At 42.0% G+C, this 25,694-nt stretch carries 29 protein-coding genes and 1 riboswitch; of the genes, 2 read left to right on the top strand and 27 right to left on the bottom strand.

The annotated features are described in order from the left end of the window. Position 1: 1 nt before the first annotated feature. The 13 genes from thiS to MKX49_RS09505 all read right to left on the bottom strand — a co-directional run bounded on the left by thiS (position 2) and on the right by MKX49_RS09505 (position 12,465). Positions 2 to 205: a sulfur carrier protein ThiS gene (thiS, locus tag MKX49_RS09565; RefSeq protein ID WP_034312438.1), complete on the bottom strand. Its 204-nt coding sequence runs from the start codon at positions 203 to 205 to the stop codon at positions 2 to 4. 14 nt (positions 206 to 219) lie between these two features. Next, positions 220 to 1,344 (bottom strand): glycine oxidase ThiO, encoded by a 1,125-nt coding sequence (thiO, locus tag MKX49_RS09560; protein WP_340876240.1) that lies wholly within the window; start codon positions 1,342 to 1,344, stop codon positions 220 to 222. Position 1,345: 1 nt separating this feature from the next. Beyond that, entirely contained in the window at positions 1,346 to 1,957 is a 612-nt protein-coding gene (tenI, locus tag MKX49_RS09555) for a thiazole tautomerase TenI (RefSeq protein WP_323598011.1), read from the bottom strand. Between the two features lie 39 nt (positions 1,958 to 1,996). Beyond that, complete coding sequence (locus MKX49_RS09550) at positions 1,997 to 2,773, bottom strand: energy-coupling factor transporter transmembrane component T family protein (protein WP_048678639.1); 777 nt, start codon at positions 2,771 to 2,773, stop codon at positions 1,997 to 1,999. Further along, on the bottom strand, positions 2,774 to 4,237 hold the full coding sequence (locus MKX49_RS09545) for an ABC transporter ATP-binding protein (RefSeq protein ID WP_340876237.1): 1,464 nt from the start codon (positions 4,235 to 4,237) through the stop codon (positions 2,774 to 2,776). It lies immediately after the preceding gene. A gap of 18 nt (positions 4,238 to 4,255) precedes the next feature. Next, complete coding sequence (locus MKX49_RS09540) at positions 4,256 to 4,834, bottom strand: ECF transporter S component (RefSeq protein WP_034312445.1); 579 nt, start codon at positions 4,832 to 4,834, stop codon at positions 4,256 to 4,258. Positions 4,835 to 4,849: 15 nt separating this feature from the next. Then, positions 4,850 to 5,533, bottom strand: coding sequence for a thiaminase II (tenA, locus tag MKX49_RS09535; protein ID WP_063593338.1), 684 nt, complete (start codon positions 5,531 to 5,533; stop codon positions 4,850 to 4,852). Positions 5,534 to 5,668: 135 nt separating this feature from the next. Beyond that, positions 5,669 to 5,800: riboswitch (TPP riboswitch) on the bottom strand. A gap of 128 nt (positions 5,801 to 5,928) precedes the next feature. Beyond that, positions 5,929 to 6,675 carry an SDR family NAD(P)-dependent oxidoreductase gene (locus MKX49_RS09530; RefSeq protein ID WP_340876236.1) on the bottom strand — a complete coding sequence of 249 codons (747 nt, stop codon included), beginning with the start codon at positions 6,673 to 6,675 and terminating at the stop codon, positions 5,929 to 5,931. 56 nt (positions 6,676 to 6,731) lie between these two features. Beyond that, the gene (locus MKX49_RS09525; protein WP_340876235.1) at positions 6,732 to 8,369 is read right to left on the bottom strand and encodes an AMP-binding protein; all 1,638 of its coding nucleotides are present in this window, start codon (positions 8,367 to 8,369) and stop codon (positions 6,732 to 6,734) included. Between the two features lie 18 nt (positions 8,370 to 8,387). After that, positions 8,388 to 9,188 carry a 1,4-dihydroxy-2-naphthoyl-CoA synthase gene (gene menB / locus MKX49_RS09520; protein WP_340876234.1) on the bottom strand — a complete coding sequence of 267 codons (801 nt, stop codon included), beginning with the start codon at positions 9,186 to 9,188 and terminating at the stop codon, positions 8,388 to 8,390. 106 nt (positions 9,189 to 9,294) lie between these two features. After that, a complete protein-coding gene (locus MKX49_RS09515; protein ID WP_340876233.1) occupies positions 9,295 to 10,449 on the bottom strand; it encodes an acyl-CoA dehydrogenase family protein in 1,155 nt (384 codons plus the stop codon). Positions 10,450 to 10,705: 256 nt separating this feature from the next. Continuing rightward, positions 10,706 to 12,031: a sigma-54 interaction domain-containing protein gene (locus MKX49_RS09510; protein ID WP_340876232.1), complete on the bottom strand. Its 1,326-nt coding sequence runs from the start codon at positions 12,029 to 12,031 to the stop codon at positions 10,706 to 10,708. Between the two features lie 5 nt (positions 12,032 to 12,036). Next, entirely contained in the window at positions 12,037 to 12,465 is a 429-nt protein-coding gene (locus tag MKX49_RS09505; protein WP_318291668.1) for a MaoC/PaaZ C-terminal domain-containing protein, read from the bottom strand. Positions 12,466 to 12,577: 112 nt separating this feature from the next. Here MKX49_RS09505 and MKX49_RS09500 point away from each other — a divergent pair, with 112 nt between their 5' ends. Then, positions 12,578 to 12,787 (top strand): hypothetical protein, encoded by a 210-nt coding sequence (locus MKX49_RS09500; RefSeq protein ID WP_340876231.1) that lies wholly within the window; start codon positions 12,578 to 12,580, stop codon positions 12,785 to 12,787. Here the strand turns inward: MKX49_RS09500 and MKX49_RS09495 are convergent. Then, a complete protein-coding gene (locus tag MKX49_RS09495) occupies positions 12,771 to 13,283 on the bottom strand; it encodes a flavin reductase family protein (RefSeq protein WP_340876230.1) in 513 nt (170 codons plus the stop codon). The genes MKX49_RS09500 and MKX49_RS09495 overlap by 17 nt on opposite strands. Before the next feature lie 285 nt (positions 13,284 to 13,568). Between MKX49_RS09495 and MKX49_RS09490 the strand changes: the two genes are divergently transcribed. Further along, a complete protein-coding gene (locus MKX49_RS09490) occupies positions 13,569 to 14,354 on the top strand; it encodes a serine/threonine protein kinase (RefSeq protein ID WP_340876229.1) in 786 nt (261 codons plus the stop codon). A gap of 269 nt (positions 14,355 to 14,623) precedes the next feature. On the opposite strand, the gene MKX49_RS09485 is transcribed toward MKX49_RS09490, so the two are convergent. From MKX49_RS09485 to MKX49_RS09425, 13 genes are all read right to left on the bottom strand, one after another. Further along, positions 14,624 to 14,812: a hypothetical protein gene (locus MKX49_RS09485; protein ID WP_340876228.1), complete on the bottom strand. Its 189-nt coding sequence runs from the start codon at positions 14,810 to 14,812 to the stop codon at positions 14,624 to 14,626. After that, on the bottom strand, positions 14,813 to 15,085 hold the full coding sequence (locus MKX49_RS09480; RefSeq protein ID WP_063233522.1) for an HU family DNA-binding protein: 273 nt from the start codon (positions 15,083 to 15,085) through the stop codon (positions 14,813 to 14,815). It lies immediately after the preceding gene. Between the two features lie 166 nt (positions 15,086 to 15,251). Then, positions 15,252 to 16,769 (bottom strand): cobyric acid synthase, encoded by a 1,518-nt coding sequence (locus tag MKX49_RS09475; RefSeq protein ID WP_340876226.1) that lies wholly within the window; start codon positions 16,767 to 16,769, stop codon positions 15,252 to 15,254. A 12-nt stretch (positions 16,770 to 16,781) separates the two neighbouring features. After that, positions 16,782 to 17,318, bottom strand: coding sequence for a cob(I)yrinic acid a,c-diamide adenosyltransferase (locus MKX49_RS09470; RefSeq protein WP_063593326.1), 537 nt, complete (start codon positions 17,316 to 17,318; stop codon positions 16,782 to 16,784). Between the two features lie 14 nt (positions 17,319 to 17,332). Next, a complete protein-coding gene (locus tag MKX49_RS09465; protein WP_057275916.1) occupies positions 17,333 to 17,896 on the bottom strand; it encodes a nitroreductase family protein in 564 nt (187 codons plus the stop codon). After that, the gene (gene cobA / locus MKX49_RS09460; RefSeq protein WP_063593325.1) at positions 17,875 to 18,684 is read right to left on the bottom strand and encodes a uroporphyrinogen-III C-methyltransferase; all 810 of its coding nucleotides are present in this window, start codon (positions 18,682 to 18,684) and stop codon (positions 17,875 to 17,877) included. Before cobA ends, MKX49_RS09465 begins: the two co-directional genes overlap by 22 nt. Before the next feature lie 38 nt (positions 18,685 to 18,722). Then, positions 18,723 to 20,114 carry a cobyrinate a,c-diamide synthase gene (locus tag MKX49_RS09455; RefSeq protein WP_340876225.1) on the bottom strand — a complete coding sequence of 464 codons (1,392 nt, stop codon included), beginning with the start codon at positions 20,112 to 20,114 and terminating at the stop codon, positions 18,723 to 18,725. Between the two features lie 15 nt (positions 20,115 to 20,129). Further along, complete coding sequence (locus tag MKX49_RS09450; protein ID WP_340876224.1) at positions 20,130 to 21,254, bottom strand: cobalt-precorrin 5A hydrolase; 1,125 nt, start codon at positions 21,252 to 21,254, stop codon at positions 20,130 to 20,132. Then, positions 21,251 to 22,027 carry a precorrin-4 C(11)-methyltransferase gene (cobM, locus tag MKX49_RS09445; protein ID WP_048678465.1) on the bottom strand — a complete coding sequence of 259 codons (777 nt, stop codon included), beginning with the start codon at positions 22,025 to 22,027 and terminating at the stop codon, positions 21,251 to 21,253. Before cobM ends, MKX49_RS09450 begins: the two co-directional genes overlap by 4 nt. Next, positions 22,024 to 22,731: a precorrin-2 C(20)-methyltransferase gene (gene cobI / locus MKX49_RS09440; RefSeq protein WP_323598028.1), complete on the bottom strand. Its 708-nt coding sequence runs from the start codon at positions 22,729 to 22,731 to the stop codon at positions 22,024 to 22,026. Before cobI ends, cobM begins: the two co-directional genes overlap by 4 nt. Then, positions 22,724 to 23,938: a precorrin-6y C5,15-methyltransferase (decarboxylating) subunit CbiE gene (cbiE, locus tag MKX49_RS09435; RefSeq protein ID WP_340878509.1), complete on the bottom strand. Its 1,215-nt coding sequence runs from the start codon at positions 23,936 to 23,938 to the stop codon at positions 22,724 to 22,726. The genes cobI and cbiE overlap by 8 nt, the downstream gene beginning before the upstream one ends. After that, the gene (locus MKX49_RS09430; protein ID WP_340876223.1) at positions 23,922 to 25,034 is read right to left on the bottom strand and encodes a cobalt-precorrin-5B (C(1))-methyltransferase; all 1,113 of its coding nucleotides are present in this window, start codon (positions 25,032 to 25,034) and stop codon (positions 23,922 to 23,924) included. The genes cbiE and MKX49_RS09430 overlap by 17 nt, the downstream gene beginning before the upstream one ends. 5 nt (positions 25,035 to 25,039) lie before the next feature. Then, the gene (locus tag MKX49_RS09425) at positions 25,040 to 25,687 is read right to left on the bottom strand and encodes a precorrin-8X methylmutase (RefSeq protein WP_034312499.1); all 648 of its coding nucleotides are present in this window, start codon (positions 25,685 to 25,687) and stop codon (positions 25,040 to 25,042) included. Between the last annotated feature and the right edge of the window lie 7 nt (positions 25,688 to 25,694).

The following is a 25,694-nucleotide window of genomic DNA, read 5'->3' as shown; positions in this document are numbered from 1 at the left end:
ATCATCCGCCTCCTACAAAATGTACAATCTCTACCTTGTCACCATTTGACAAAAGTGTTTCACTTAGACTTTCTTTTGCTAATATTTCATCATTCAATTCAACGATCACTACTTTTTGATGTAGATTAAAGTGTTGTAAAAGCCCTGTAACTGTTGATTCTTCAGCAGGAATCCGTATTTTTTCCCCGTTAATAATCAATTCCAATTCATCCACCTCCATCAAGAAAAAAGGGGCTGTATCGAACGGTCCAATCGAAAAGGGGACCATTCGGGATTTGCCTTCCTTTCCAAAATATCCGCTATAAGTACACCTGTAATCGGAGAAAGCAAGATGCCATTCCTATAGTGCCCCGTTGCAATGAAAAGTCCTTTGCATGCCGGATGTTCACCAAAGTACGGCAAGCCGTCCCCAGTTTGGGGGCGTATACCTGCCCATGTCTTTTCCAATTCGGTACCTTTAATCGCCGGAAGCAATTGCGTTGCTCTTTCTATTAACGTAGAAATCCCCTCAAGACTTACCTTTTGATCGAAAGTGTTCGCTTTAACCGTTGCCCCGACAATGATTCTTCCGCCAACTTTGGGCACAAGATAGCAGCCATGTGTGAAGATTGTCTTTTCAAGCAATGGACGATCGGTCAGGACGGAAAAGCACTCTCCCTTTACTGGATAACTGTCGAGCCTGATCCCTGATTTTACTAGAAGGAAAGCACTCCAAGCGCCACCTGCCACGATGACATTTTCACTTGAAAATCCACCTATGTCCGTGACAACTCCCGTTACACATCCGTTTTCCGTAACCAAATCGGAGACATGAACAAATTCCTTTATATCCACACCAAGTGCAGCTGCAGATTCAGTAAAAGCGAGCGATAGCCTCGTGGCTGAAACTTGTCCATCATTCGGAATGAACATGGCTCCTTTTATCTCATCCGATAAAAGCGGTTCCGTTTTCCTTATTTCGGCGGTCGATAGCCATTCAGCCTCAAGCCCCGCATCTTGCTGGACTCTGATCATGTTCTTTAACTCCGCTACTTGATCACTCGATAGCGCCACCTTAAACATGCCCTTGTTCACTAATTCGATGTCTATTCCACTTATGTCTTTTAATTCTTCCGCCAGTGCAGGAAACATCCCCCTGCTTCGGCTTGCCAATGTAAAAAGGGGATTATCAGCATCTAACTCGGCTTGTGCCCCTAACATCCCGGCTGCAGCACTGGATGCTTTACTGGCAAGTCTGTCTTTTTCCAATAAAAGCACCTTTTTACCTCGCTTGGCTAATTGAAATGCAATGGACCCACCAATTACTCCTCCCCCTACAATGATTGCATCATATATGGAATTCATCTTATGTCTCCTTTCCCAAAGACTTCGCATATTCTTTAACGGCTTCAATCGGATTTTCAGCTTCAAGCACACCTGACATGACCGCAATTCCGCGTGCCCCCGCATCCAGCACGACTTGGCAATTGAAAGGTGTTATTCCTCCTATCGCAATTATCGGAAGATTGGCATTTCTTGAGATTGCATGAAGCTCCTCAACTCCCCTGGGAGGAAGGCCCATTTTTGAAGCCGTTTCAAAAACATGTCCATAAATTGCGTAATCGGCCCCTTTGCTGAATGCAGCTTTCGCTTCATCCATGGAATGGATCGAACAGCCAACATTCATCCCTGGAAAAGCTCCTTTTACGACTTCTGCATCTAAACTATGAAAAGCCAATTGCACACCAAATACTTTGTGTACCCAGGCTACATCCACCCGGTCATTAATGATGATCTTAGAAAGCGGAATCTTATTATCATGTAATAGCCTCACTGCTTGATAGAGTTCCGATGCACTCCTATGCTTTTCCCTTAGATAAAAGAAATCGACATGTTCCTGAATGTTTGAAGCGATTTCCACAAACTTTTCAATTGGCTGTTTCCCAGTGGAAATAATATGCAATTCATGTGCATTCATACTAGAACCCCCAACTAGTAAAGTTACAATCTCATAAAATCAAATGGATACTAACGGGAATTGAATCGATAGATAAAAGCCGGCCAACAGCAGGATGATAAAATACAGAATGAAACCATGGTCCTTTATTGAAAACCCGAATTCATAATAGTATGTTCGATCCCGACTGTCTGTAAATCGCTTTGCCTCCATCGCAACCGCGATTCGGTGTGCACGTCTGATGCTTCCGGATAACAACGGGATGGAGTAGGCTTTCATTTTAAAATATACCGATTTTATTCCTTTTCCCCTTTCGAAACCGCGTACCTTCATCGCGTTCCGTATCGTTTGGAACTCCTCCATCATGATGGGAATCAGCCTTAATGCCGCCATGAAACTATAGGCATATTTCGGTTTAAGCCTAACTTGCTGCATTAACGAATAAAACAAGTTCACTGGTCTCGTCGTTAAGGAAAAAGTTAAACCAAGGACCGCAAAGAACAAAGCTCGAAAGCCTACGAGTAATCCCCTCATGAAACTTTCTTCCGTAATCGATATGAGTCCCCACTCAAACCAAAGCTTTTCACCTTGCCCGAATAATATCATGGCAGACGAGGTGGATATAAAAATGAAACAAAAGGGAATCGACAAAAGCAGGATGCGTTTTATCGAATGCCCGGTAAAAAACAAAAATAAAAGTAAAACGCCAATGGTGATATTCATCATATAATTCAGGTCGTGAATGAATAACGCCACGATGCATAACACAATCAGCACACCAAGTTTAAGGCTTGGATTAATTCCATGGAGCCATGTTTCCGCGTTTGAAACATTCATCTACATGACACTCCTTTTAACTTTGGTCTCAACAAATCCGGCTTGCGCGATGTTTTCATCACTTATTACGTTTCCGTCCTTAACCGTCCAGATCCTGGTTGCAAAGTTTTTTGAAATATGATCGTCATGAGTTACCATGATCACTGTTATTCCACGTCTTCGATATTCCTCAAACCATTCCAGTAATGCAAAGGTATTTTTCGAATCTTGACCAAAGGTCGGCTCATCCAGGAGAATGATTTTTTTGTCTATTACGATTGAGGCTGCTACGCTTAAGCGACGCTTTTGCCCCATTGATAATTGAAATGGATGTTTATCCCGATGTGCCTCAAGACGGAAAACTTTAAGCAATGAGCGGACTCTCTCATCTATTTCTTGTTGCCGCCTTTTATCAATACGCAATGAATAAGCAATCTCTTCATATACAGTATTTGCAACGAACTGAAACTCAGGATTTTGAAAGACAAACGTCATATGATCTGTTGGATTTTTCACCATTTTAATGGGGTTCCCCAATAATTCATACGTACCTTTCGTTTTTATGAATTGCATCAATGCATGCAAAAGTGTACTCTTGCCCGCGCCATTTTCTCCCCTGATCACAATCCATTCTCCTGAATGCACCTTCAGCTCTTCAACCTTGAGTTTTTCCTCTTTATTCCGAAAACCGCTAAATCCTTGCACATCCAGAAGGGGTAAACCATCTGTAAAATGGTATTCCCTAGTGGGTGCATTACTCTGTATATATTCATCCCAAACACCAGGGAACCAAATTCCATGTTCTCTCATTTCATTTTTATATAGGGAAAGAATGGTGTCTCTTGGACCATCAGCTATGATTTGACCGTCATCGTTTAAAAGCACGATTCGTTCGATGAATTCTAAAACATGGTCAATTTTATGTTCGACGATAATAACCGTTTTGTCTTTTCCGACTTCCTTCAACAAGTCCCAGATTTCTTTCGTTCCTTCTGGATCAAGCATGGCGGTCGGTTCATCTAAAAATATAACTTCTGGTTCAAGGGCCAATACTGAAGCAATTGCCAGACGCTGTTTCATCCCGCCTGATAATGTGTCAATACTTGTATGGTCCAGGTTCAATCCTACTTTACGGAAATGATTTTGAATCTTCTCTTTCATTTCTTCTTTAGGGACGGAAAGATTCTCTAGGACAAAGGCAATTTCCTCATCGGCAAATGGCATGCAAAACTGGCTATCAGGGTCTTGAAAAACATACCCCCATGAAGAAGGGCATTTCAATTTCTCCGCTTTCATCGGGACTTCGATGGAATTCGGAATCAATCCGCTTAACACTTGCAACAGAGTGGACTTACCACATCCAGATGGTCCCAACAATAACACTTTTTCTCCCTGATCAAATGATAGTGATAGGTCCTTGAATATCAAAGATTCATCACCGGGAAATTTCATTCTTAACTTTTCAACAGAAACGATTGGTTCCATGGCCCTCAACCTCTTCTTTTAATCAAGTTCTGCATAATCTTTATTGGAAACCGGACGCACAAGATTAGTTACCCCTGTTGCTTCCAGGACTTTAACTAGATAATAAGCGGTCACACCTGCAAAGAATATGGAACCCACAAACCTCGCTATCATGAATAACGATAGATTCCAAGTAGAAAGCGCACCTATTTCCCCGTATGCAAAATCCATGATAACTGATGCCAGGCAGGAAGCCATCGCAGCTAAAACGGCCACCGGCATATTGAATTTTTTATATTTGAACCCCATGAACACCAGTTCCGCGAACAAACCTTGGACCACCCCATATAACAGTACAGTCAGCCCCCATGGGGAACCTAGAAAGAATTCCCCTGAAGCTGCAGCTATCTCCGCCAAAAGTGCCACACCCGGTTTCCGTAAAATGAAAAAGGCGACAGGGCCAGCTATAAACCACATTCCATAAATAAGTTGATCCAGATGTAATCCTAATGGTTTAACGGAATAATAAATCGAACCCCAAAGGATATAAACGATTCCAAATGCTACCGCAATCACGATCGTGACTAATATATCCGTTAATTTCAATCCTTTTTTCATTGTTTCATTCTCCTTTTATACTTCTAATGTTTCCTTATGAACGGGCCATGTCTCTAAACGATAAGCCATTTCCCAAAATGAGTATTCATATTGGCTGCTGAGAATAAAATGCTCTTTCATTCTCGCCTTATCTTCTTCAGTTACTTTTTCAGCAATCTCATCCAGCCTCGCAATTTGTTCTTCCACCAAAGTGCGGAACCACTCTCCTCCGTAAGCCGCTATCCATTCTTGATAAATCGGCTCTTCGGGCATGCACCCTTGCAGCTTTTCACCTATCTCATAATACAGCCAGTAGCACGGCAAGATAGCTGCAATAACATCTCCTAAATGTCCCGAATAAGCCGCACGATACATATGGGAAGTATAAGCATAGGCAGTCGGGGCAGGCTTGAAATCTTCCCGTTCTTCTTTTGTGATGCCTAATCTCTCGGAAAAATTCTCATGAAGCTTCAACTCCGCTTCATATGTTCCTTGTGCATGGCCGGCAAGCCTGCTTGTTGTATGTAAATCTGTAGCTTTGACTGCCCCTAAGGCTTGAACTCTAGCAAAATGAGATAAATAATAGGCATCTTGCATGACATAAAAACGGAAACACTCCAATGGCAATGTGCCATCTCCTATTCCTGCTACAAACGGATGATTAAAACTAGCTTCCCAAATGTGATCAACTTCCTTACGGATTTCCTCTGAAAACTTCATGTCCATTACCTCCAAATTGTATTTTTTCATTGAACGATACAGAAAAAAACACTTATCACCCCTTTTTTTGCAAACAAAAAACCACTTTCTTAAACGTAAAGAAAGTGGTTGTACAAGAAATAATACAGAAATGTATAGTTCCAGACCCCACTTCCCTACGCTGGTATAAACCAGATCAGGTTCTAAGGGTCTTAAAGTCATACTTTAATCTCAGCTTTTGTGGGTAAAAAATCAACTTTTACCTATAAAGCACCCCTAGTGGTACAAATTGTATATTAAAATTCATTTGCCTTTATATTAACACGATAAATCCAATTGTCAAACGTATTAGAAAAGTTTTCTTGATTTAGGGTTACTAAACTTTCAATCTTCCATACCCACATAACCACGATCTATTAAACCATTGTTAATCCACCATTTACGGAAAGAGTTTGCCCCGTAATATACCCTGCCTCTTCCGAAACGAAATAGGAAACAGCACTGGCAATGTCCTCTGGTTGTGCTAGCCGGCGGAATGGAATCGCTTTTTCCAAGGCGCTAGCTATACCTTCATTATATGAGCCTATTTCTTGAAATAGGGGCGTATCAGCAGGACCTGGCGCTATACAATTGATGTTGAGTTTATGACGTGCCATTTCTCTTGCTATCGTTTTTGTAAAGGCAATAACCCCTCCTTTAGCAGCCGAATAAACTGCTTCTCCACTTGATCCGACTCTAGCTGCATCGGATGCAATATTTACTACCTTACCGTATCCATTTTCAATCATGAGAGGTAAAATTTCCTTGCATGTATGGATCTGCCCAAGTAAATTAATATCGATAATCCTTTTCCATGTGCTGGGATCACTTTTTAAAAATGGTTCCACCTTATCCCAGCCTGCATTATTAACCAATATATCTATTCTATGATAATAGTTCACTGATTCTTCGACGGCTTTTTTTACACTTTCTAATTTCGTTACATCACAATGGACCGCTCTGGCTTCAAAACCCGACTTTTCGATTAAAGAAACCGTTTCCTCTGCATTTTTAAGATTAATATCAGCCACGATGACGTTAATATTGCGAGAAGCCAATTTTTTTGAAATTTCTCTGCCAATTCCGCTTCCAGCACCTGTGATAAATGCCATTCTTTTTGTCATCATATTCCCCTCCACTTTCACTATTTCGTCAATATGGATTTATTTAAGCTGCTTGCTTATATATTGTCAGTTATCCTTTCATTAATCATTTCCCGGAGCCGGAATTTCTGAATTTTCCCGCTTGCCGTACGAGGAAAGTCATCCATTATTTCAATAAATTCAGGCCAATATTGTTTTGCCAATCCCTTTTCCAGGAGAAATTCCTGCATGGAATCCAGCGTGATCGGGCTCTTCCCCGTTTTCATACTGATACATGCACATGCTTTTTCCTGAAGACGGGAATCTGGAACCGCAATAACCTGAGCACTAGAAATATCCGGGTGTTCATACAGTACATTTTCTACATAAGCGACTGGAATATTTTCACCGCCACGTATGATTATGTCTTTGTTTCTTCCAGAAATCCGGATATACCCGTCTTCATCAATGAATGCTCGATCACCGGTAATGAACCATCCGTCACTATACTCAGCTAACGTATCATTGATTCGTTTAAAATAGCCGACAAAAAGAGCCGGACCCCTTACTAATAAAGAGCCTTCTATATTCGGGGCACAGATTTCCCCTTCAAAATCCACTATCTTTAACTCCATACCCGGAAACGGGATTCCGTCGGTATTCGTCAGTTTTTCTTCTGTATCTTCAAGTCTCGTCAAGGTTACCAAGCCATCTTCCGTTTGTCCCCACCCTGACAATATCTTGAACGGTACTTTTTTCACGGCCTCCTTTACTAAATGCCTGGGAATCGGGGCACCCAAAGCTACGAAGACTCGCAGCGAATTGAGGTCATACCTTTCTATCCCCTCCATCTGAACCGTATCTTGCAGAAAAGGAGTGGCACCCGCCGTAAACGTTATCTTTTCCTTCTCAACCCATTCAATAAACTCTCTCGGATTCCAAATGTCTTGATAGATTCCCGTACCTCCAATATGTGTTGGGAGCCTGACTCCATAACCAAAACCCGTTTGGTGAGCGAACGTTGACGCCATGAAAAGAACGTCATCGGATTTTAAATGTAAGCGGTCAATCCAATAATTTGTCGATATACAAAGGGTATTATGTGTATGCATAACTCCTTTTGGACTTCCCGTGGTTCCCGAGGTAAAGATAATTTCAGTCACATCATTGGGGTCATGTGTGATTTCATCCAAAATGGAAGAATCCATCCGGTCTTCCCAAGGTTCATCAAATAGGGAGGAGAACAGTTTCATCCCATTCGGGGCATTTTCCCCAATCACATATATATGTTTCATTGAAGGCCATTGATGGCTTAGTCTCTCAATCATGTCAGGGTAATAAAACCCACGGAAATAATCTGGTACAACAATCATTTTAGATTCTGCCATCCCAACCATATAGCCAATTTCCCTATCTCGATAAATCGGTATCAAGGGATTGCTGATGGCACCGATTCTTGTAACAGCATAGTGTAAGATTATAAATTCATTCCAGTTAGGCAGTTGAAAAGAGACAACATCCCCCTTACCCAATCCTATATGCAAGAGACCCAATGCGATTCGATCGACCAACTTACCAAGCTGCTTGTAAGTAAAACTACTTTTTTTATCGATAATCGCTATCTTCTCTGGATGCTTTACTATAGCATCATTCAAATAATCCAAAATCGTTCGGTTTGGCCAAACGTCTTGATATTTCTCCACATATTGCTGAGTCAAAATCGTCTCCAATTTCACTAGTTTTCTTCCCCCTCATCAACCTCTGAATTTAATAAAATCAACAGGCCTCTTTTCCAGGAAGGCATTTTTTCCCTCTTCCGATTCTGGTGTATTGTAAAACATCGCTAAACTGCCCATCGAAAGTTGTGAAATCCCTTGAATGTTGGCACTATCTGCATTAAAGGAATATTTGAGCATTTTTAGCGCAGTTGGACTATTATCAAGGATCTTTCTTGCCCATTCTTCTGCTGCCTCGAGCAATTGTTCTGGGGCAACGATTTTGTTCACAAGTCCCATTTCCTTTGCTTCTTGTGCAGAATATTGTTCACACAAATACCAGATTTCCCTCGCTTTCTTTTCTCCGACAATTCGTGCTAAATAAGCTGAACCGAAACCTGCGTCATAACTACCGACCTTTGGCCCGCTCTGGCCAAATTTTGCCGTATCAGATGCAATGGTTAGGTCACATATGACATGAAGGACATGCCCGCCTCCGATGGCAAACCCATTAACCGCTGCAATGACCGGCTTAGGAATGTTGCGGATCGTTTGATGCAGCGTTTCGATTTCCAGTCCCATTCCACCACCTAAACCACCAGAATGACTATATCCTCCTTCTTCTCCCTTTTCCTTTTGATCTCCACCTACACAAAATGCCTTCTCGCCAGCTCCAGTCAGAATCACTACACCCACACGATTATCATCCCAAGCGTCCCGAAAAGCCCAAATTAATTCTTGAATTGTTCTGGCACGAAAAGCATTGTAAACTTTAGGTCTGTTCATTGTTATCTTTGCAATGCCGCCTCTTTTTTCATAAATTACATCTGTTAATTCCATCGTTCTCATTCCCTTCGTTTTCTTGACTATTAAGGATGATCTGCCTTGCATCACATCAATTCTCTGTTCGTACCCAACACGACTGTAATAATGCTAATCCCTTGGATTAATGCGAACGAAACTCCTTTCCTATTATGTCCTTTGCTATGACCATCATATTGGCTTGTGCAGTGCCATCACCTATTTCCAACCCAATCACATCACGCAAGCGTTGCTCAAGAGGCATTTCCTTCGTATAAGCATAATGACCATTAAGCAGCAAACATTCATGGATAGCTTCTACACTATATTTAGGCCCTAACCACTTAACGGAAGCCGATTCTTTACTATGATTCAACCCTTGGTCACGAAGCCAAAGGCCTCGATAGGCTTGCCACTTCACCAGTTCTAATTGGGTAGAGTGGGTCACAATTGGGAAGGAGACCCCTTGATATGTCGCCAACGGTTTACCAAATGAATGTCTGATTTTCACATGTTCGATGGTTTCATCGATACTTTGTGAAGCGGTGCCAACACATTGCAGCCCTATTAACAGCCGACTTAAATCAAACCCATTCATCACTTGGGAAAACCCTTTATTTTGAAGACCGATCATATTCTCTTCCGGAACCTCGACATCGGTTAAATATATCGAACCTCTTCCAATGGGGATATTCCCCATGTCTGCGTACCCTCTACATTCAACTCCTGATATATCGGCAGGAACCATGAAAGCACTTATCCCTCGATTTCCCCATCCAGGTTCTGTCTTTGCAAATAAAACAAATGCATCTCCACACATAGCTACACTAATTCCAGACTTTTCTCCATTAAGCACATACTTATTTCCTTTATGTACTGCTGTTGTTTTAATTCCGCCTGCATCCGTACCTGCGGATGGCTCCGTAATGGCAATGCCGACAATTTTTTCACCACTTGAAATTTTGGGAAGCCATTCCTTTTTCAGTTCCTCGCTAGCATGATTATTGATAATTTCACCGATTAATGCATTCAACATCACCGCATAAGTAAGATTGAAATCACCACGCCCTATCTCCTCAGCAGCTATCCCCGTTGTCACACAATCTGCACCGCTTCCGCCATATTCCACAGGAATCCGAAGACCATTTACGCCAAGGTCCCCCAGCTTTTTCCACAAATGTTTTGGAGTAATCTCTTCGCGATCCCATTTTGTATAATGTGGAAGCAGCTCTTCCTTAGCAAATTCCTTCAATATTTTACGAAAATAATCTTGCTCTTCCGAAAAAGAAAAATTCAGCATATCATTACCTCCTTGTATACTATTTATCTGTATTTTGGACATTCCACTAAACACGAAACCTCTTACTTGACAACTATAATTGCAATTTGTGTGCCAACTTGAATTGGCTACAAATTTGGCTATAGTTTCCTAAAACTTTCGCAGGTTTGCATTTTTTCGCAATACTGCAAATCAAAGTTGCGAATTTCAAAAAAAATACACACTTTATAAGTGTGCCCTAATGGTTTACCTGATGATATTTCATTAGATGAAACTATTATTTCAATTTGTATTTGGCAATTTTTCTATATAAACTAGCAACATGAATTTTCAGCTTTTGAGCTGCTAAAGAACGATCCCCTTCCGAATCTTTTAATGCTCGCTGAATGGCTGATTTTTCAGCATTACCTACAACTTCATCCAACGTACCGGAAAAAGGATTATTGATTCCAACTGAGGGAACCTCCAATATGAAATTAGGTGTAAAATATAAAGATTCCAGCGTTAGAGTCCCACCATCTACGATATTCATTCCGCGTTCGATTATCGCTTTGATTTCACGGATGTTACCAGGCCAATCATATTGGATCAACCAATCTTGGAGTTTAGGATCAATTTCCTTCACATGGGACCCTAACTTGTTATTGAAATACTCGACGAAATGATAGGCCAGAGGAAGAATATCTTCCTGTCGCTCCCTTAAAGAAGGAATTTTCAATTCAAAAACATAAAGTCGATAATATAAATCTTGGCGGAATTTCCCTTCTTGAATAAGGGTTCTTAAATCCCTGTTCGATGCAGCAATAATACGTATATCAACATTTTTAGTTCCCGTCCCGCCTAGCCTTTCCACTTCCCTTTCCTGTAAAACTCGTAATAGCTTACCTTGAGCCTGATAAGGCAATTCAGAAATCTCATCTAAAAACAACGTACCATGTTGAGCTAATTCTATTTTTCCAGGCTTACCTTCTTTTTTCGCCCCGCTAAAAGCGCCAGCTTCATAACCAAAAATCTCCGATTCAAATAATTCATCTGGAATCGCAGCACAATTTACTGGCACAAAAGGCTGTGCTTTTCTTGTACTCAAACCATGGATCGCCTGGGCAAAAAGTTCCTTTCCCGTTCCCGTTTCCCCTGTAAGCAGTACTGTTGAACTGCTGGTAGCTATTCTGGCGGCCAGCTCTTTTACCCTCTCAATCTCCTTACTCTTTCCAACAATCTCTTCGAAGCTATATCGACCTTGAACCACGGAATTTTTCTTGATTTTATTCTTCTCCAAGGAGTTGGTAAAATACACTAAATCACTGTATTCCAGTTCGTCTTGACGGATGATTATGGTATAAAGGGTATCAGCTTCTCGACGAAATACCCTTATGAAACAAGCATGTCCGCTGATCACACCAGAAAACACATGTTTATGGTCAATACCTTTCAAAGAAAAGCTGGAAGAAGTGTGAATGATCCTCGTAATGGACTTTCCTATCAAATCAGTCGGCATAATCATGAAATATTCATAAAAATCAGCTGTTGCGCCTATAACTTTTCCATTTTCGTCAACTTCAATCGATCCCCAATTCCTAATTACGTTTTTAACATTTTCCATTCACATCACCTAGTATCTTGATTACTTAAAACAAAAATGACAACTTGCCCCTTAATGACTTCTATTCCTGCTTGATTAAAGCAAGTCACCTTTTGCGTAACCCAATCTCTATTCAAATTAATATCAATGACCTCGAGTTCCGCTGAAATTATATCGCCTATATGTACTGGATGATAAAAGACCAATTCCTTTTGTAAAAGTATACAGGCACTACCAGGGAGTTTTTCACTGATTACTTGAGTGATTAGGCCTTCCGTTAACAAACCAGGTACAACCGGCCTGCTGAAATTACTTTTCCATGCTTCTTTATTCACTTGATAAATAGGACTGTAATCTTTTGTTAATTCATTACATAATTTTACGTCAGATTCATTAAATGTGCGTTGCATACTAGCAACCTGGCCGATGAACAAATCAGTGATTGTTAAACTCATAACACCGCTCCTTAATTTTTCCGAATATTCAATTTTAATAATACATAACTTTCCAAGTAATTACCATAAAAGGGGTCCTTTGTTGGTTTATTCTTGAATTCAGCTGCATTACTTGAGTTTAGCAATTTTACTCGTGAATTTAATGGTTACTCGTGAGTTTAACCGGTTTGCTCGTGAATTCAGCTGTTTTACTCGTGAATTTGACCGGTTTACTCGTGAATTTGGCTGTTTTACTCGTGAGTTTGGCCGGTTTACTCGTGAATTCAGCTGTTTTACTCGTGAGTTTAGCAATTTTACTCGTGAATTTAATGGCTACTCGTGAGTTTGGCCGGTTTACTCGTGAATTCAGCTGCTTTACTCGTGAGTTTAGCAGACCCCATTTTCCCTTGATAAAAAGTAAGCGCTTCCAAATTTTCGAAATGTAACTCCTGGATTTCACCGATGAATAATACATGATCACCAGCACCGTACTCTTTCCATGGTGTGCATTCCAGCCAGGCAACACTACCATTTATTTTTGGTGAAATCCCCTTGTTATCCCAGTCGATTTCAAGTATTTCCTGTTTGCTTCCCGCAAATTTCCATGCAATGGATTCTTGTTCATCCGACAAAATATTAATGGTAAAAGCCTTGTCTTTCATGCTAGTGCAGGCTTTTGCTTCTTTATGAATTGATATTAAAGCAAGCGGGGGATCCAAGGAAACCGAGGTAAAAGAATTCACAGTGATGCCCTTTTGAACTCTACCATCAAACCAGCTCACTATCGTGACTCCGGTTGGAAATTTACCAAAGCAATTTCTCAACTCGCGCCCATCCATCTTATCACCTCCTACTCTTTTATTATGAATTCATTATAGTAAACCTTAATCATTTTAATAATCATATAATTTCATATTATGAAATTTAAGGAAAAATTTTTTATAGCTCTTTTTAATTGTGAACTATTGTATAAAAGAACTCCCCGAATAAAAGACTTTCATTACCGCATCATCAAAAATCAGTGTTAAACTAACCATGATCATTCATATTTCCAGCATAGTTAATAATGGTCTTTTTTTGGTTCTTGACTCGAATATTTGAAAGTGGTGAGGGAAGTTTCAATTTTGCGTTCCTTTAGAAAGTTCTACCAGTTAATTGTGGATATTCCTTTAAAAAAGAGTGTGGTTTTGAATTACCGCTACGAGGTAAAAGCTGTAATCGGAACAGGAAGCTACGGTATTGTTTATCGTTGCAATGATTTGAAAATGAATGAAAATATAGTGATCAAACAGCTCCGGAAAAGTAAACGCCGCAGCAAAAAAGAGCTGAAACAGTTTGAAAATGAAATTTCCATATTACGAATGTTAAACCACAGAAATATCCCTAAATTTCACGAGGAATTTTCGCAAGGTGGAAATGTTTTTTTTGTGATGGATTTCATAGAAGGGGATAATTTAGAAGATCATATTTTCTTGAATCAATTAACGTTCAATGAGAAAGAGTCTCTATATTTTCTAAATAAGCTGGTGGATTTAGTATCTTATCTACATGAGCATGACATTTTCCATCAAGATTTACGTATACCGAATATTTTACTTAAGAACCATCAGCCCATTTTGATAGACTTTGGTTTGTCTAAAATGATCAATTCGGCCGATTTTACTAAAGAATCCATTTTGCAGCTCAAAAGGCAGGATTTTTACGACTTGGGGGAAATACTTCTATATGTACTTTATACGACGTACGCCTCCAAAAGTAAAAAGACTCTTCCTTGGACAGAAGAGCTTTCGTTAGAAAAAGAAACCGTGCATTTACTGAAAAGGTTATTAAGCATCCAAGAACCTTATTCAGATATTAAAGAAATCTCAATGGACCTGCAGGCTGCATTGAAGTCAAAGAAATTGAATTAGCTGCTACTGCCGCGCCCTTTTCTCTTGTAGCGGTCACTTCCACTCATGGGATACCTTTTGTAACCTCGGCTGCTGCTGCTGCTGCCTCGGCGATAATGACCATGTCTTCGCTCACTGCTGCCTTGGGAAAGCTGTTTGATTTTTTTCATTATTTTCTTCAGCATATCTTTCACCTCTTTTATTTTGGTTTTAAAACTTGTTATTACTTAGCCTAACATAGTCACAGTATAAACCTTACTAATAAGTACTATAATTTTTTTTCATTTGTGTTACATTCCATTACCGCTTAATGGAGTGGGCTTCTTCCATTGTTGGTCATGAGAACGCCCTATACGCCTCCGTTTGAAAATGGCACCGAATATATAAAAATGACTGTCATTTACTGCTTTTCGAAGCGCATGACAGTAAACAAAAAAACCTGGCGAATATCGCATCGCCAGGTTTTTTTCGTTACTCATTTATTTTACAGCTTCTTTTAATTCCTTACCTGCTTTAAAAGCAGGTACTTTACTAGCTGCAATTTGTATTTCTTCGCCAGTTTGCGGGTTTCTTCCTGTACGGGCAGCGCGGTCACGCACTTCAAATGTACCAAAACCAACTAATTGGATTTTTTCTTCTTTAGCAAGTGTAGCCGTGATTGTTTCAAACAATGCGTCCACTACTTTTTTTGCGTCGTCTTTTGTCAGTTCAGCTTGTGCTGCAACACTGCTCACTAATTCTGTTTTATTCATATGAACACCTCATCCTTTTATTTTGTATAAAGTATGTAGAGTAGACAACATAACATATCTTGTATGTCTCTGTCACTTAAAATGGCTAAATAAAAGGAATTATCGCTCTAAATTGATCTTTTTTAAAGGTAAAAGGGCTTTGATCAACATTAACCTAATGACCTTTTCAACTTTCTGCAGTTTCCAGCTGCAGCCATTGATAGATGGTATCCATATCAATGTTTTCTTCCAGATGGGAAGCCAAGAGATTATACGCTTCCTCCCTGCGCTCCGAGTCGCTTTGAACGTTTTCTTTCACTTCATCCAACCCCTTGTTCCGTCGAATTTGGTTAACCAGTAATCTAGTGAACAAGCGATTATGGAATATTCCATGGAGATATGTTCCCATAACTTGGTTGTCATTGGAAATGGCTCCATCCTCTCTTCCATCCTTCAATAATAGAAAGGGCCTTACTTGTGACTTCAATGTCGTTCTGCCTAAATGTATTTCGAAACCGTTAAGATTCATTTGACTTTCCATTATCCCAGCAGAAAGGACACCTTCCATTTGTACCGTCTTCTTTTCTGCTTGAAAGACGGTTTCCACCGGAAGAAGCGAAAGCCCTTCTGCGTTCTCACCGTCACCCTCGACCGCGTCGGGATCGAAAAGTTTAGTCCCAAGCATTTGAAAACCGCCGCATATGCCGAATATCATCGTTCCTTGTTTCCGCCGTTCATCGATGGCCCCATCCAATCCCATACGTTTCAACCACTCTAAATCTTCCATCGTGTTTTTTGTACCCGGCAAAATTAGCAGATCGGGATTACCTAACTCATGGACACTTCTAACAAGTCGGACACCTACTCCGGGTTCATCGAAAAAAGGATCCACATCTGTAAAATTGGAGATCCGCGGAAATCTCAGGACGGCTACATCGATCGGAAACTCAGCCTTTTTAGGTTTTTTAAAACGTAAGGAAGAGAGGGCAAGTGAATCTTCCGCTTCAATATTCACGTCTAGATAGGGCAGCACCCCGAGGACCGGAATCCCGGTTTCCTTTTCCACCCATTCAATGCCATCGTCCAACAATTCACGCATGCCACGAAATTTATTGATGATGATCCCCTTTACACTATCTCGTTCTTCTTGATCCAATAAGGCAAGTGTCCCGATAATGGACGCAAATACTCCACCACGATCAATATCGGCCACTAAAATGACAGCCGCATCCGTGAGTTTAGCCATTCGCATATTTGCAATATCCCGGTCCTTAAGGTTAATTTCAGCAGGACTTCCTGCCCCTTCGAGTACTATGATGTCATATTCATCTTGTAGTTTTTCCACCGATTTACGGATGATGGGCATGGCTTCCTGGACAAATTGGGACCGATAGCTTTTTGCATTCATATCAAGAAAATGCTTTCCGTGAACGATCACTTCCGAAACCATATCCTGCTTTGGTTTCAGTAATATCGGATTCATATCAGTCGTTGCCGTTATCCGTGCTGCTTCCGCCTGTACTCCCTGTGCCCGTCCGATTTCACCGCCATCCAAGGTTACATAAGAATTCAAAGCCATGTTTTGTGATTTGAAAGGGACGACACGTAATCCTTTATTGGAAAATACCCGGCAAAACGCCGTACAAATCAAACTTTTCCCTACATCGGATGACGTCCCTTGTATCATGATGGATCGTGCCTTCATTACGCTCACCCCCTAAAACTCTAATCCTTTGACTGCACCGATACCCTCGGCATAATAATGCTTGGTCGCCTCAATCGATGAAACCAAATCCGCCATTTCCATAAGCTCTGGCTTGGCGTCCCTACCGGTAATGACTATATGCATATGAGCGGGACGATTTCGAATTGCATCGATGACTTCAGCCAATGGCAAGACATCATCAATCGGGAATTTGGAAATGGCTAAAGCATTGTTCAGCTCATCCAAAACAAGTAAATCAATGCCCGGATCAGCAAGGGCCAGCTTCACCTTTTCCCAAGCTAACGCCAATGCATTGCGATGCTCTTCCGGGGTTTTGGTCCATGTGAAACCAATACCTAGCTGTTCCATTTTAACTCCTAATTTTCCCAATGCCAATGCTTCCCCATATGTACGCTCTGGAGATTTTATGAACTGAAGGTATTTGACATTCATTCCTCTGCCGATTGCCCTTAAAGTCACCCCTAATGAGGCAGTCGTCTTCCCTTTCCCGTTTCCCGTATAAATAAGCATTAATCCTCTGCGTGCCACTCACTCACCTACCCTCATAGCCAAACTGTTTTTTCTATGTATGAAGTCCTTTTAGTAGCAGGAACCGGTTGATCTCCTTTAGGGTATCCGACAAAAATGGTGCCGATCACTTTTTTGTTATCCGGTGAGCCGATAAATTCGTGCAGGCGTTCATCCCTGACAAGACCCACTCCTCTAGTCCGCCAAACGAATCCAAGACCTAGCTCTTTTGCGGCAAGCCACATCGAATGGACAGCGCAACAAGACGCGAATACATTGTCTTCGGATGAATCTGGATCATCCGGCAAAATATCAGAAGTCACGACAATGATGAGCGGTGTCGTCTTAACAACTTCCAGTGAACTTTCAATCAATTTTGGTTTGGTAGGGAAGCGCTCATGTAGATACCTTTCTGCCAAACTTTCATACCGGTGCTTCGCTTCTCCCTTGATTACATAAAAACTCCAAGGTTCACGCAATCGGTCGTTAGGGGCATACGTAGCCGCTTCCAATAACTGCCTGATTTTTTGATCTTCCACTTCTTTTTCTTCGTAATTCCTTATCGCCCGGCGTTCCTTCAATTCTTGAATGATGGACATTCCAACTCATTCCCTTCCATAATGGACTCTGATTCAATCACTCTTTCAAACCATTGGATTTTTTCTCTTAATTGGACGACATCCCCTACTAGAAAGATTGACGGATTTTGAATTTCTTCTTTTACAGCCTTCGAAGAAATCGAACTCAAAGTACCGGTGATTGTCCTTTGTTTATCTGTCGTGCCCCATTCAATGACGGCCACTGGCGTTTTACCATCCCTGCCATGCTCCATCAATTTTTCACAGATGAACGGCATATTACCAATTCCCATATAAAAGGCAATGGTATCGATGCCTTGAGCCAACGCCTGCCAATTCAGGTTATCCTGCCCCTTGTAATCACGGCCATGGCCTGTCACAATGGCATAACTTGAGGCATGTTCACGGTGGGTTACCGGGATGCCCGCATAAGCCGGTGCTGCGATTCCTGCTGTGATTCCTGGGACGATATCATATTCAATCCCGTTAGCAGCCAGTATCTCCGCTTCCTCACCGCCCCGCCCGAAGACAAATGGATCTCCACCCTTCAGACGGGTGACGTTTTTCCCCTGTAAGGCTTTCTCCACTAAAAGTTCATGTATTTCATTTTGAATGAGATGGTGTTTCCCTGGTGATTTCCCGCAATACACCAGTTCTGCATCTTCTTTTGCATAGTTTAATAGTTCTGGATTGACAAGCCTGTCATATGCAATGACATCCGCCTTTTGGATACATTCCAGTCCATATACCGTAATCAGTTTCGGATCTCCGGGACCCGCACCGACCAGATGAACTTTTCCCGGTTTCATGCTCGCGCCTCCTCTTAATCTTCAAAAAATGCCTTTTCCTAGTTGATTGTTTCATGGGCAGATCTGTTTTTTCGTTTTAAGCAAGCATTGATCCAGTTCTTTGCTAGTGTTGGATTTGAAGCAAAATGAAAGTGAGTATACCCTGCAACAAGGTTACCTAATACACACCCCTCTTGTTTCGAACCGAATCTGCCTTTGGCTTGATAGGCATGTGTAAGATCATCATCCGCTTCAAATGTCGAGTAGTGGAATTCATGACCTTTTGCCTGCTCGATTTCATTGATTAAAAAATTGCCTGGAGTTCCTGTAATTTCACGATATCCTAGTGCTGCCAGTTTTTTCTGCATTTTAATCCTGCCCGGTATGATTCCTGCCATCTGATGCGTCTCTCCGGAAGTCGTTTCAATCGATTTGCTCAAAAACATGAAACCGCCACATTCCGCTAGAGTCGGCATCCCCTTTTCAATGGAGGTTCTGATGGATTTTATGGCACCCATGTTACCGGAAAGTTCAGCTGCAAATTCCTCAGGAAAACCGCCACCAAGGTATAAACCATCGGCATCCAATGGAACTTCTTCCCCTTTTAAAGGAGAAAAATATTTGATGTTCGCCCCAAATGCTTCAAGTAATTCAAGGTTTTCCTGATAATAAAAATTGAAGGCTGCATCTTTTGCGACGGCAATGCACACGTCACTTTCATTTTTGGGTTGAAAAATATTTGAGTTCCCACTGGAAACGGGATTTGTCTTTGACAATCGGTACAACTGATCGATATCGATCGTTTCCATGACCAATTGTGCAAGCTTATCGAAAAAAGGGTTAAGTTCACCGCGTTCAATCGCAGGAATCAAGCCCAAATGACGGCTTGGAATATCAATATCCATTTCCCGTTTCATATATCCCAGCACCGGTACATCGCATTCTTGCTCAATGGCTGATTTGACGATTTTGTAATGGCCTACACTTCCCACTTGATTGGCAATGACCCCAATGATGTTAGGACCGGTCGAAAAGTCCTGAAATCCTTTTACGATGGCAGCTGCACTCCGAGCCATACTTGCACAGTTGACTACCAACAGGACAGGGCTTTGCGTGATGATGCTGATTTCAGCCGTCGATCCTGTATTAGCTAACGGACTTTTGCCATCGAAGAAGCCCATGACCCCTTCGATGATCGATATATAAGCTCCTGCATTTGCTTTGTTAAGAATTTCTCGAACAGTGTCATGTTCAAACATCCAACTGTCAAGATTGCGTGAAACCCGTCCTGTAACTGCAGTATGATAAGTAGGATCAATATAGTCAGGACCACATTTGAACCCTTGAACCGTATAGCCTTTCTTCTGGAGGGCTGCCATGATTCCGATGGTCAATGTCGTTTTACCGACCCCGCTTCCGGTACCCGCAATTACCAATCTTCTATCATTCATATTTCTTCTCCCTCCTTAAAAAGGAATGACCCCAACTGAAATGGTTACGTTCCCCGATTTTTTCTTAACAAGCTCCAATTGTTCAGCTTTGGTATAAATCCTCACAGCCGGTTCACTCACACCATATGCACTCGTGTATTTAAACACTGTATCCGATGGCGCCTCGATTTTGGCTTGATTAAGCTCTTCGGGTTCATAATGTACGAATTCCCAGCCGTATTTTTCAACTACTTCAATCAAGCCGATTTCGTCTTTCTTTAAGGAAATTGTACAAATCGCTTTAACGCTCTTTATTGAAAATGATAATTCGGCTAATGTTTCTGTAATCACCTGCTCAATTTCAGCCGCCGCCGTTCCCCTATTGCACCCGATACCGAGAGCGATGACCTTTGGACGATATACGATTCCATTTTCCAGGATCCTCTTTTCCGACTGCTTAAGCATGCGGTGAGTCACGACCAGAGCAGCTTGCGGCTTTGCTTGAAGCGCTTCTTCAATGGATGCGTATACGATAATTCGTTCAGGTAATGCCGTATCATAATGCCACCAGTTCCGTTCCCCTGATTCCTGTACAACGGCAACATGCTCTTCATTTACAACGGACGCACTTACTGGTGTCAATTTTTCTGCGGAATCCCAAATCCAGCCGAAGCGCTGGCCGAATAAGTCGACAGGAATCGTTTTTTGTACATCCGAAGCCGTCGTGATTATGGCTCTTGCGTCAAGCGCTGCAGCCACTTCCTTTGTCAGTTCATTTGCCCCTCCCAGATGCCCTGAAAGTACACTGATAACATTTTCCCCTTTATCATCAATGACTACGACACCTGGATCCGTTTTCTTATCCTTCAAAATGGGTGCAATCATCCTGACTACTGCCCCGAGAGAAATAATTAGTATGATTCCTTTATATTCCTTGAATAAAGCTGGCAATAGCATACGGACGCTGCCCGAAAAAAGCTGGATCTGTTTATGCTCTTCGTCCCCTTTTTCAAACTTGCTCATGTAATATAGATCGGAATTCGAAAAAACGGTATGTAATTTACGTGCCAGCTCGACACCATGCTTTGTAATCGCTACGATCGCATAAGTATGGGACCGTTTAATGGGAGCAAGTTCCGTTTCTTTCAATTCAATGATCATGGTTTAACACCTTTTCTGAAACCGTGGGTGAAACTCGCATCATATAGTTTGGAACGGTATTCATCTTTATCATGGATGTCAGGGTCCAAAGCCCATCCAGCCAAAATCATCGCGTGCTTCCGGATACCGTTTTGACGCATGGCATCATCTAAGTTCACTAATGTGGTACGGACAATTTTTTGGTCCGGCCATGTTGCCCGTTGAATGACTGCGACCGGTGTTTCATCCTTCCAACCGGCTTCCTGGAGTTCTTTAACGATTTTTTTGGTCAAGGTCGCACTCAAGAAAAGGGCAATCGTACAATGATGACTGGCCAAATCACGTAATTTTTCAAATTCCGGAACAGGTGTACGTCCTTCAGCCCTCGTTAATATGAGTGTCTGGGTTAAATCTGGGATAGTCAGCTCTGCTCCTATTGCCGCTGCTGAGGCGAATACCGAACTCACTCCAGGGATCACCTCATAACCAATACCCTCTTTCTTCAATAGGACAATTTGTTCCATGATTGCACCGTACATGGCAGGATCCCCTGTATGGATTCTGGCAACCATCTTTCCTTCTTTAACACGATCGACCATGATTCCAACAATTTCTTCCAAATGCATTCCTGCCGTTTTTAGCACCTCGGCATCGGGTTTTGCCTTAGCAATCAATTCTTCATTCACTAATGAATCCGTATATAAAATCACATCGGCCGTTTGGAGAATGTTCAATCCTTTTACAGTAATCAAATCCGGATCACCCGGGCCGGCCCCTACAATATATATCTTCATTTTCTCACCACCATCAATGTTAAGTATTCTAGTTCAAGTCCTTCCAATTCACTCACTTTCCAAATCACCTCTTCATCGGAAGTGACTTTGGTTACGACCGAGGCCTTTTCAAGTAAGTCCAGATCTTTTAAAACGGAAATCATTAAATCGATGACCTTTGCCACTTTGATGAACACCACGGCATCATGATCCTCGATCGCCTTCTTCATCGCTTCATAATCATCCCTTGCAGGAACTATCGCAACATGATCATCACCATCAGCCAAAGCGATGCCCAGCCTTGACGCTGATCCATTAAAGGAAGAAATGCCCGGGACCGTCTTGATTTCGACTTCGGGATGCAACTCCTGCATCAATTTCATCATATGTATGAACGTACTATATAAAAGCGGATCGCCTTCCGTAACGAAAGCTACATCTTTACCTTCATTTAATTTTTGCCAAACTTTTTCAACCGTTCCGCTCCATTCCCGATCCAAGATCGTTTGATCTTTCGTCATCGGAAAAACAAGGCCAAGCATCTCCTTCTCTTCAGGACGAATGTAAACTTCAACAATGCGATGGGCGTAGCTTTTACTCCCTTTTCTTTTTTTGGGATACGCAATGACCGGAGATTCCTGAATCACGCGAAATGCCTTTACCGTAATAAGTTCTGGATCGCCTGGGCCCACGCCAAGGCCATATAATGTACCAAGATTACTCATTCATGTCTTCCTTTCGTTGTGCAGTAATGATATAAACCGGATTAAGCGGTACAAATCTGTTCATTCCCAATATTGGCTTACTTCTGGAGATTTGCGCATGCATGATGGAAGTGTGAAAACCAGCTTCAGCAAATGCCTCATTAGCCCTGTAAAGATTCTCAATCGTCGCAGCATTCAGAACGATCCTGCCGCCAACTTTAAGCCGTTTGCAGCAAGTATTGATCAGCTCTCCCATTTCGCCGCCGGTCCCGCCAATGAAAATCGCATCAGGATCTGGAAAAGTTTCCAATCCCTGCGGGGCTTTCCCATGAATCGCCGTTATATCGGTACGGAATTTACGTTGGTTTTGATAACAGTTTTCTAAATCAGGCTCATTTTTTTCAATTGCGAAGATTTGACCTTCGGATGCAAGCTTGGCCGCTTCAATTGCCATTGATCCCGTACACGTCCCAACATCCCAAACTATGCTGTTTTTCCTTAGATTCAACGCATGCAGACTCAATACTCGAATTTCCTTTTTGGTTATGAGGCCTTTGTCCGGCTTACGCTGCGAAAATTCTTCATCTTCTATCCCCAAGGACCAGCTTGGACCTTCTGATTTTCTTTTCAAAATGACGACATTCAAGGGAGAGAATTCCCGCTCCATCATTTCATCAAGTTCATACCAGCCAGAGTCTTCGGTTTCTCCTTGTAGGTTTTCAGCCACAAATGCCCGGTATTCAGTCATTCCGAATGAAAGGAGATATTTAGCCAGTTGATTAGGACTATTTTCACTGTCTGTAAGTAAGGCCACTTTCGCTTTCCCATCAATCCTTTGGGCCAGCCCTTTCATACTGCGGCCATGAATGCTGACGAGGAAGGCATCTTGCCAGCTTTCCCCCATTTTTGCGAAAGCAAGCTGAATCGAACTGAAATATGGGTAAACCTCCATGTTGATTTTGCTGGAAAGATAGCCTCCCATTCCATAAAACAGTGGGTCACCGGAAGCTAAGACAACGGTTGGACGAGTTTCATCCTGCAGTTGTTCCACGACCTTTTTCAAGCCGCCCTTTATGGCAATCTTCTTGCCAGAATAGTTCGGAAAGAAGGATAAGATCCGTTCACCTCCGACCAGCACTTCACTTTCTTCTATCCATTGGGCATATTGAGGCAGTAAGCTTTCCTGACCGTTATCCCCTATCCCAATTAATTTAATCGATTGACTCAATTCCAACAGCCCTTCCCAGTAATTGACCTTTCAACGAATAAATCGCCGTTTCCATTTCAATGCCGCCCTTCACTTGGTTTATCGCAGAGTGACAGCAAGATTCACATAGTTTATTAAAAAAATCAAAATTATTAATGGCTGACATCATGTCCCCGACTTGTGATGCTGTGTTTGCATTCTTGATTTCAAGAACAAGGTCATCATCGGCTCCAACGCTTTGGGCTATTTCCGATAGAAAACCGAAGTCGACCGGGGCACTTTTTGAATGCACCATCATCACACCTTGGGCCACTTTGGAGAATTTACCCATCATGCCGACCAGTGAGACCTTTTTAATTCCCTGCCTCTTACATTGCTTAAGTGAGAAGCCTACAAAATCACCCATTTCAATAAAGGCTTCCTCAGGTAAATCTGGAAGTAGGCCCATTGCATACTTTTCACTGCGCCCGCCAGTCGTTAAGACAAGGTGCTCACACCCACTCGCTTTGGCGACACTGATGGCCTGGACGATACTTGCCATATAGGCGGAACTGGAAAAAGGGACGACAGTGCCCCTTGTTCCCAAAATGGAAATGCCTCCCACAATCCCTAAGCGGCCATTTAATGTTTTTTTCGCTATTTCTTCACCTGCGGGTACGGAGATGACGATTTTCACTCCTCTATTGATCTTGAATTCTTCCAATGTTTGCTGCACAGTTGTTAAAATCATCTTGCGCGGTACAGGATTAATGGCTGCTTCACCTACAGGAACGGGAAGCCCGGGTTTTGTCACACGACCAACTCCGGTCCCTCCATCCAGGATAATCCCGGGTGCATCCGACCAGCTGACAGTAGAGATAATATGGGCCAGATGTGTGGCATCGGGATCATCTCCGGCATCTTTGATCGTTTCAGCACTAACCGCATTATCTGATATATCATATTTCTCAATAGTGAAAGTGGCATCTCGGCCGATGGGCAAGGAAATCGTTGCCTCCTCAAGTGCATCCCCCGTGATCAAAGCGGTCAATGCCGCTTTGGTCACGGCAGTTGAACATGCTCCCGTCGTATATCCATGACGCATTTGTGAGGGGTCTTTTTTCACTTTCTTTTCCATGTTTTTTAACTATCAGCTAAAAGGGAAATCGCGTTCAATGCAGCAACAGTGACAGTACTTCCACCTTTTCGGCCAATATTCGTAATGAATGGAACTTCTGTGATCTTAGCGAGTTCCTCTTTCGATTCTGCTGCAGAAACAAACCCAACAGGCATTCCAATGATTAAGTCCGGTTTTGCAATCCCTTCTTTAATAAGGCGAATGAGCTCAAGTAAAGCGGTAGGTGCATTGCCAATGGCATAAATGCCCCCTTCATTTTCCTTTACGGCTTTTTGCATCGAAATGATTGCCCTTGTCGTATTCAAACGTTTTGCTTCGACCATCACATCCGGATCTGAAATATAGCAATGAACGTCCCCGCCGTGTTTTTGAAATCTTTTTTTGCCTGTACCGCTCTCGATCATTTGCACATCAGCAATGACATGCCTTCCTTTGCGAATGGCTTCCACACCAGCTTGAATGGCATTTGGATGGATGATGACACTTCTTCCCAATTCAAAATCCGCTGAAGCATGAATGACCCTGCGGACAATCTTCCATTCATCTTCAGAAAAATCATGATTGCCCATTTCTTCAGCAATGATTGAAAAGCTATAATCATATATTTTGTCAGGGTCTACCGTTAGTGGTTTAAAATCTGTTTTAAAATCCATCTTGCAT

The organism is Peribacillus sp. FSL M8-0224 (assembly GCF_038003055.1).
Taxonomy (GTDB): Bacteria; Bacillota; Bacilli; order Bacillales; family DSM-1321; genus Peribacillus; species Peribacillus frigoritolerans.
Note: the sequence above shows the minus strand (reverse complement) of the source record. Positions and strands in the feature narration are given on the sequence as shown.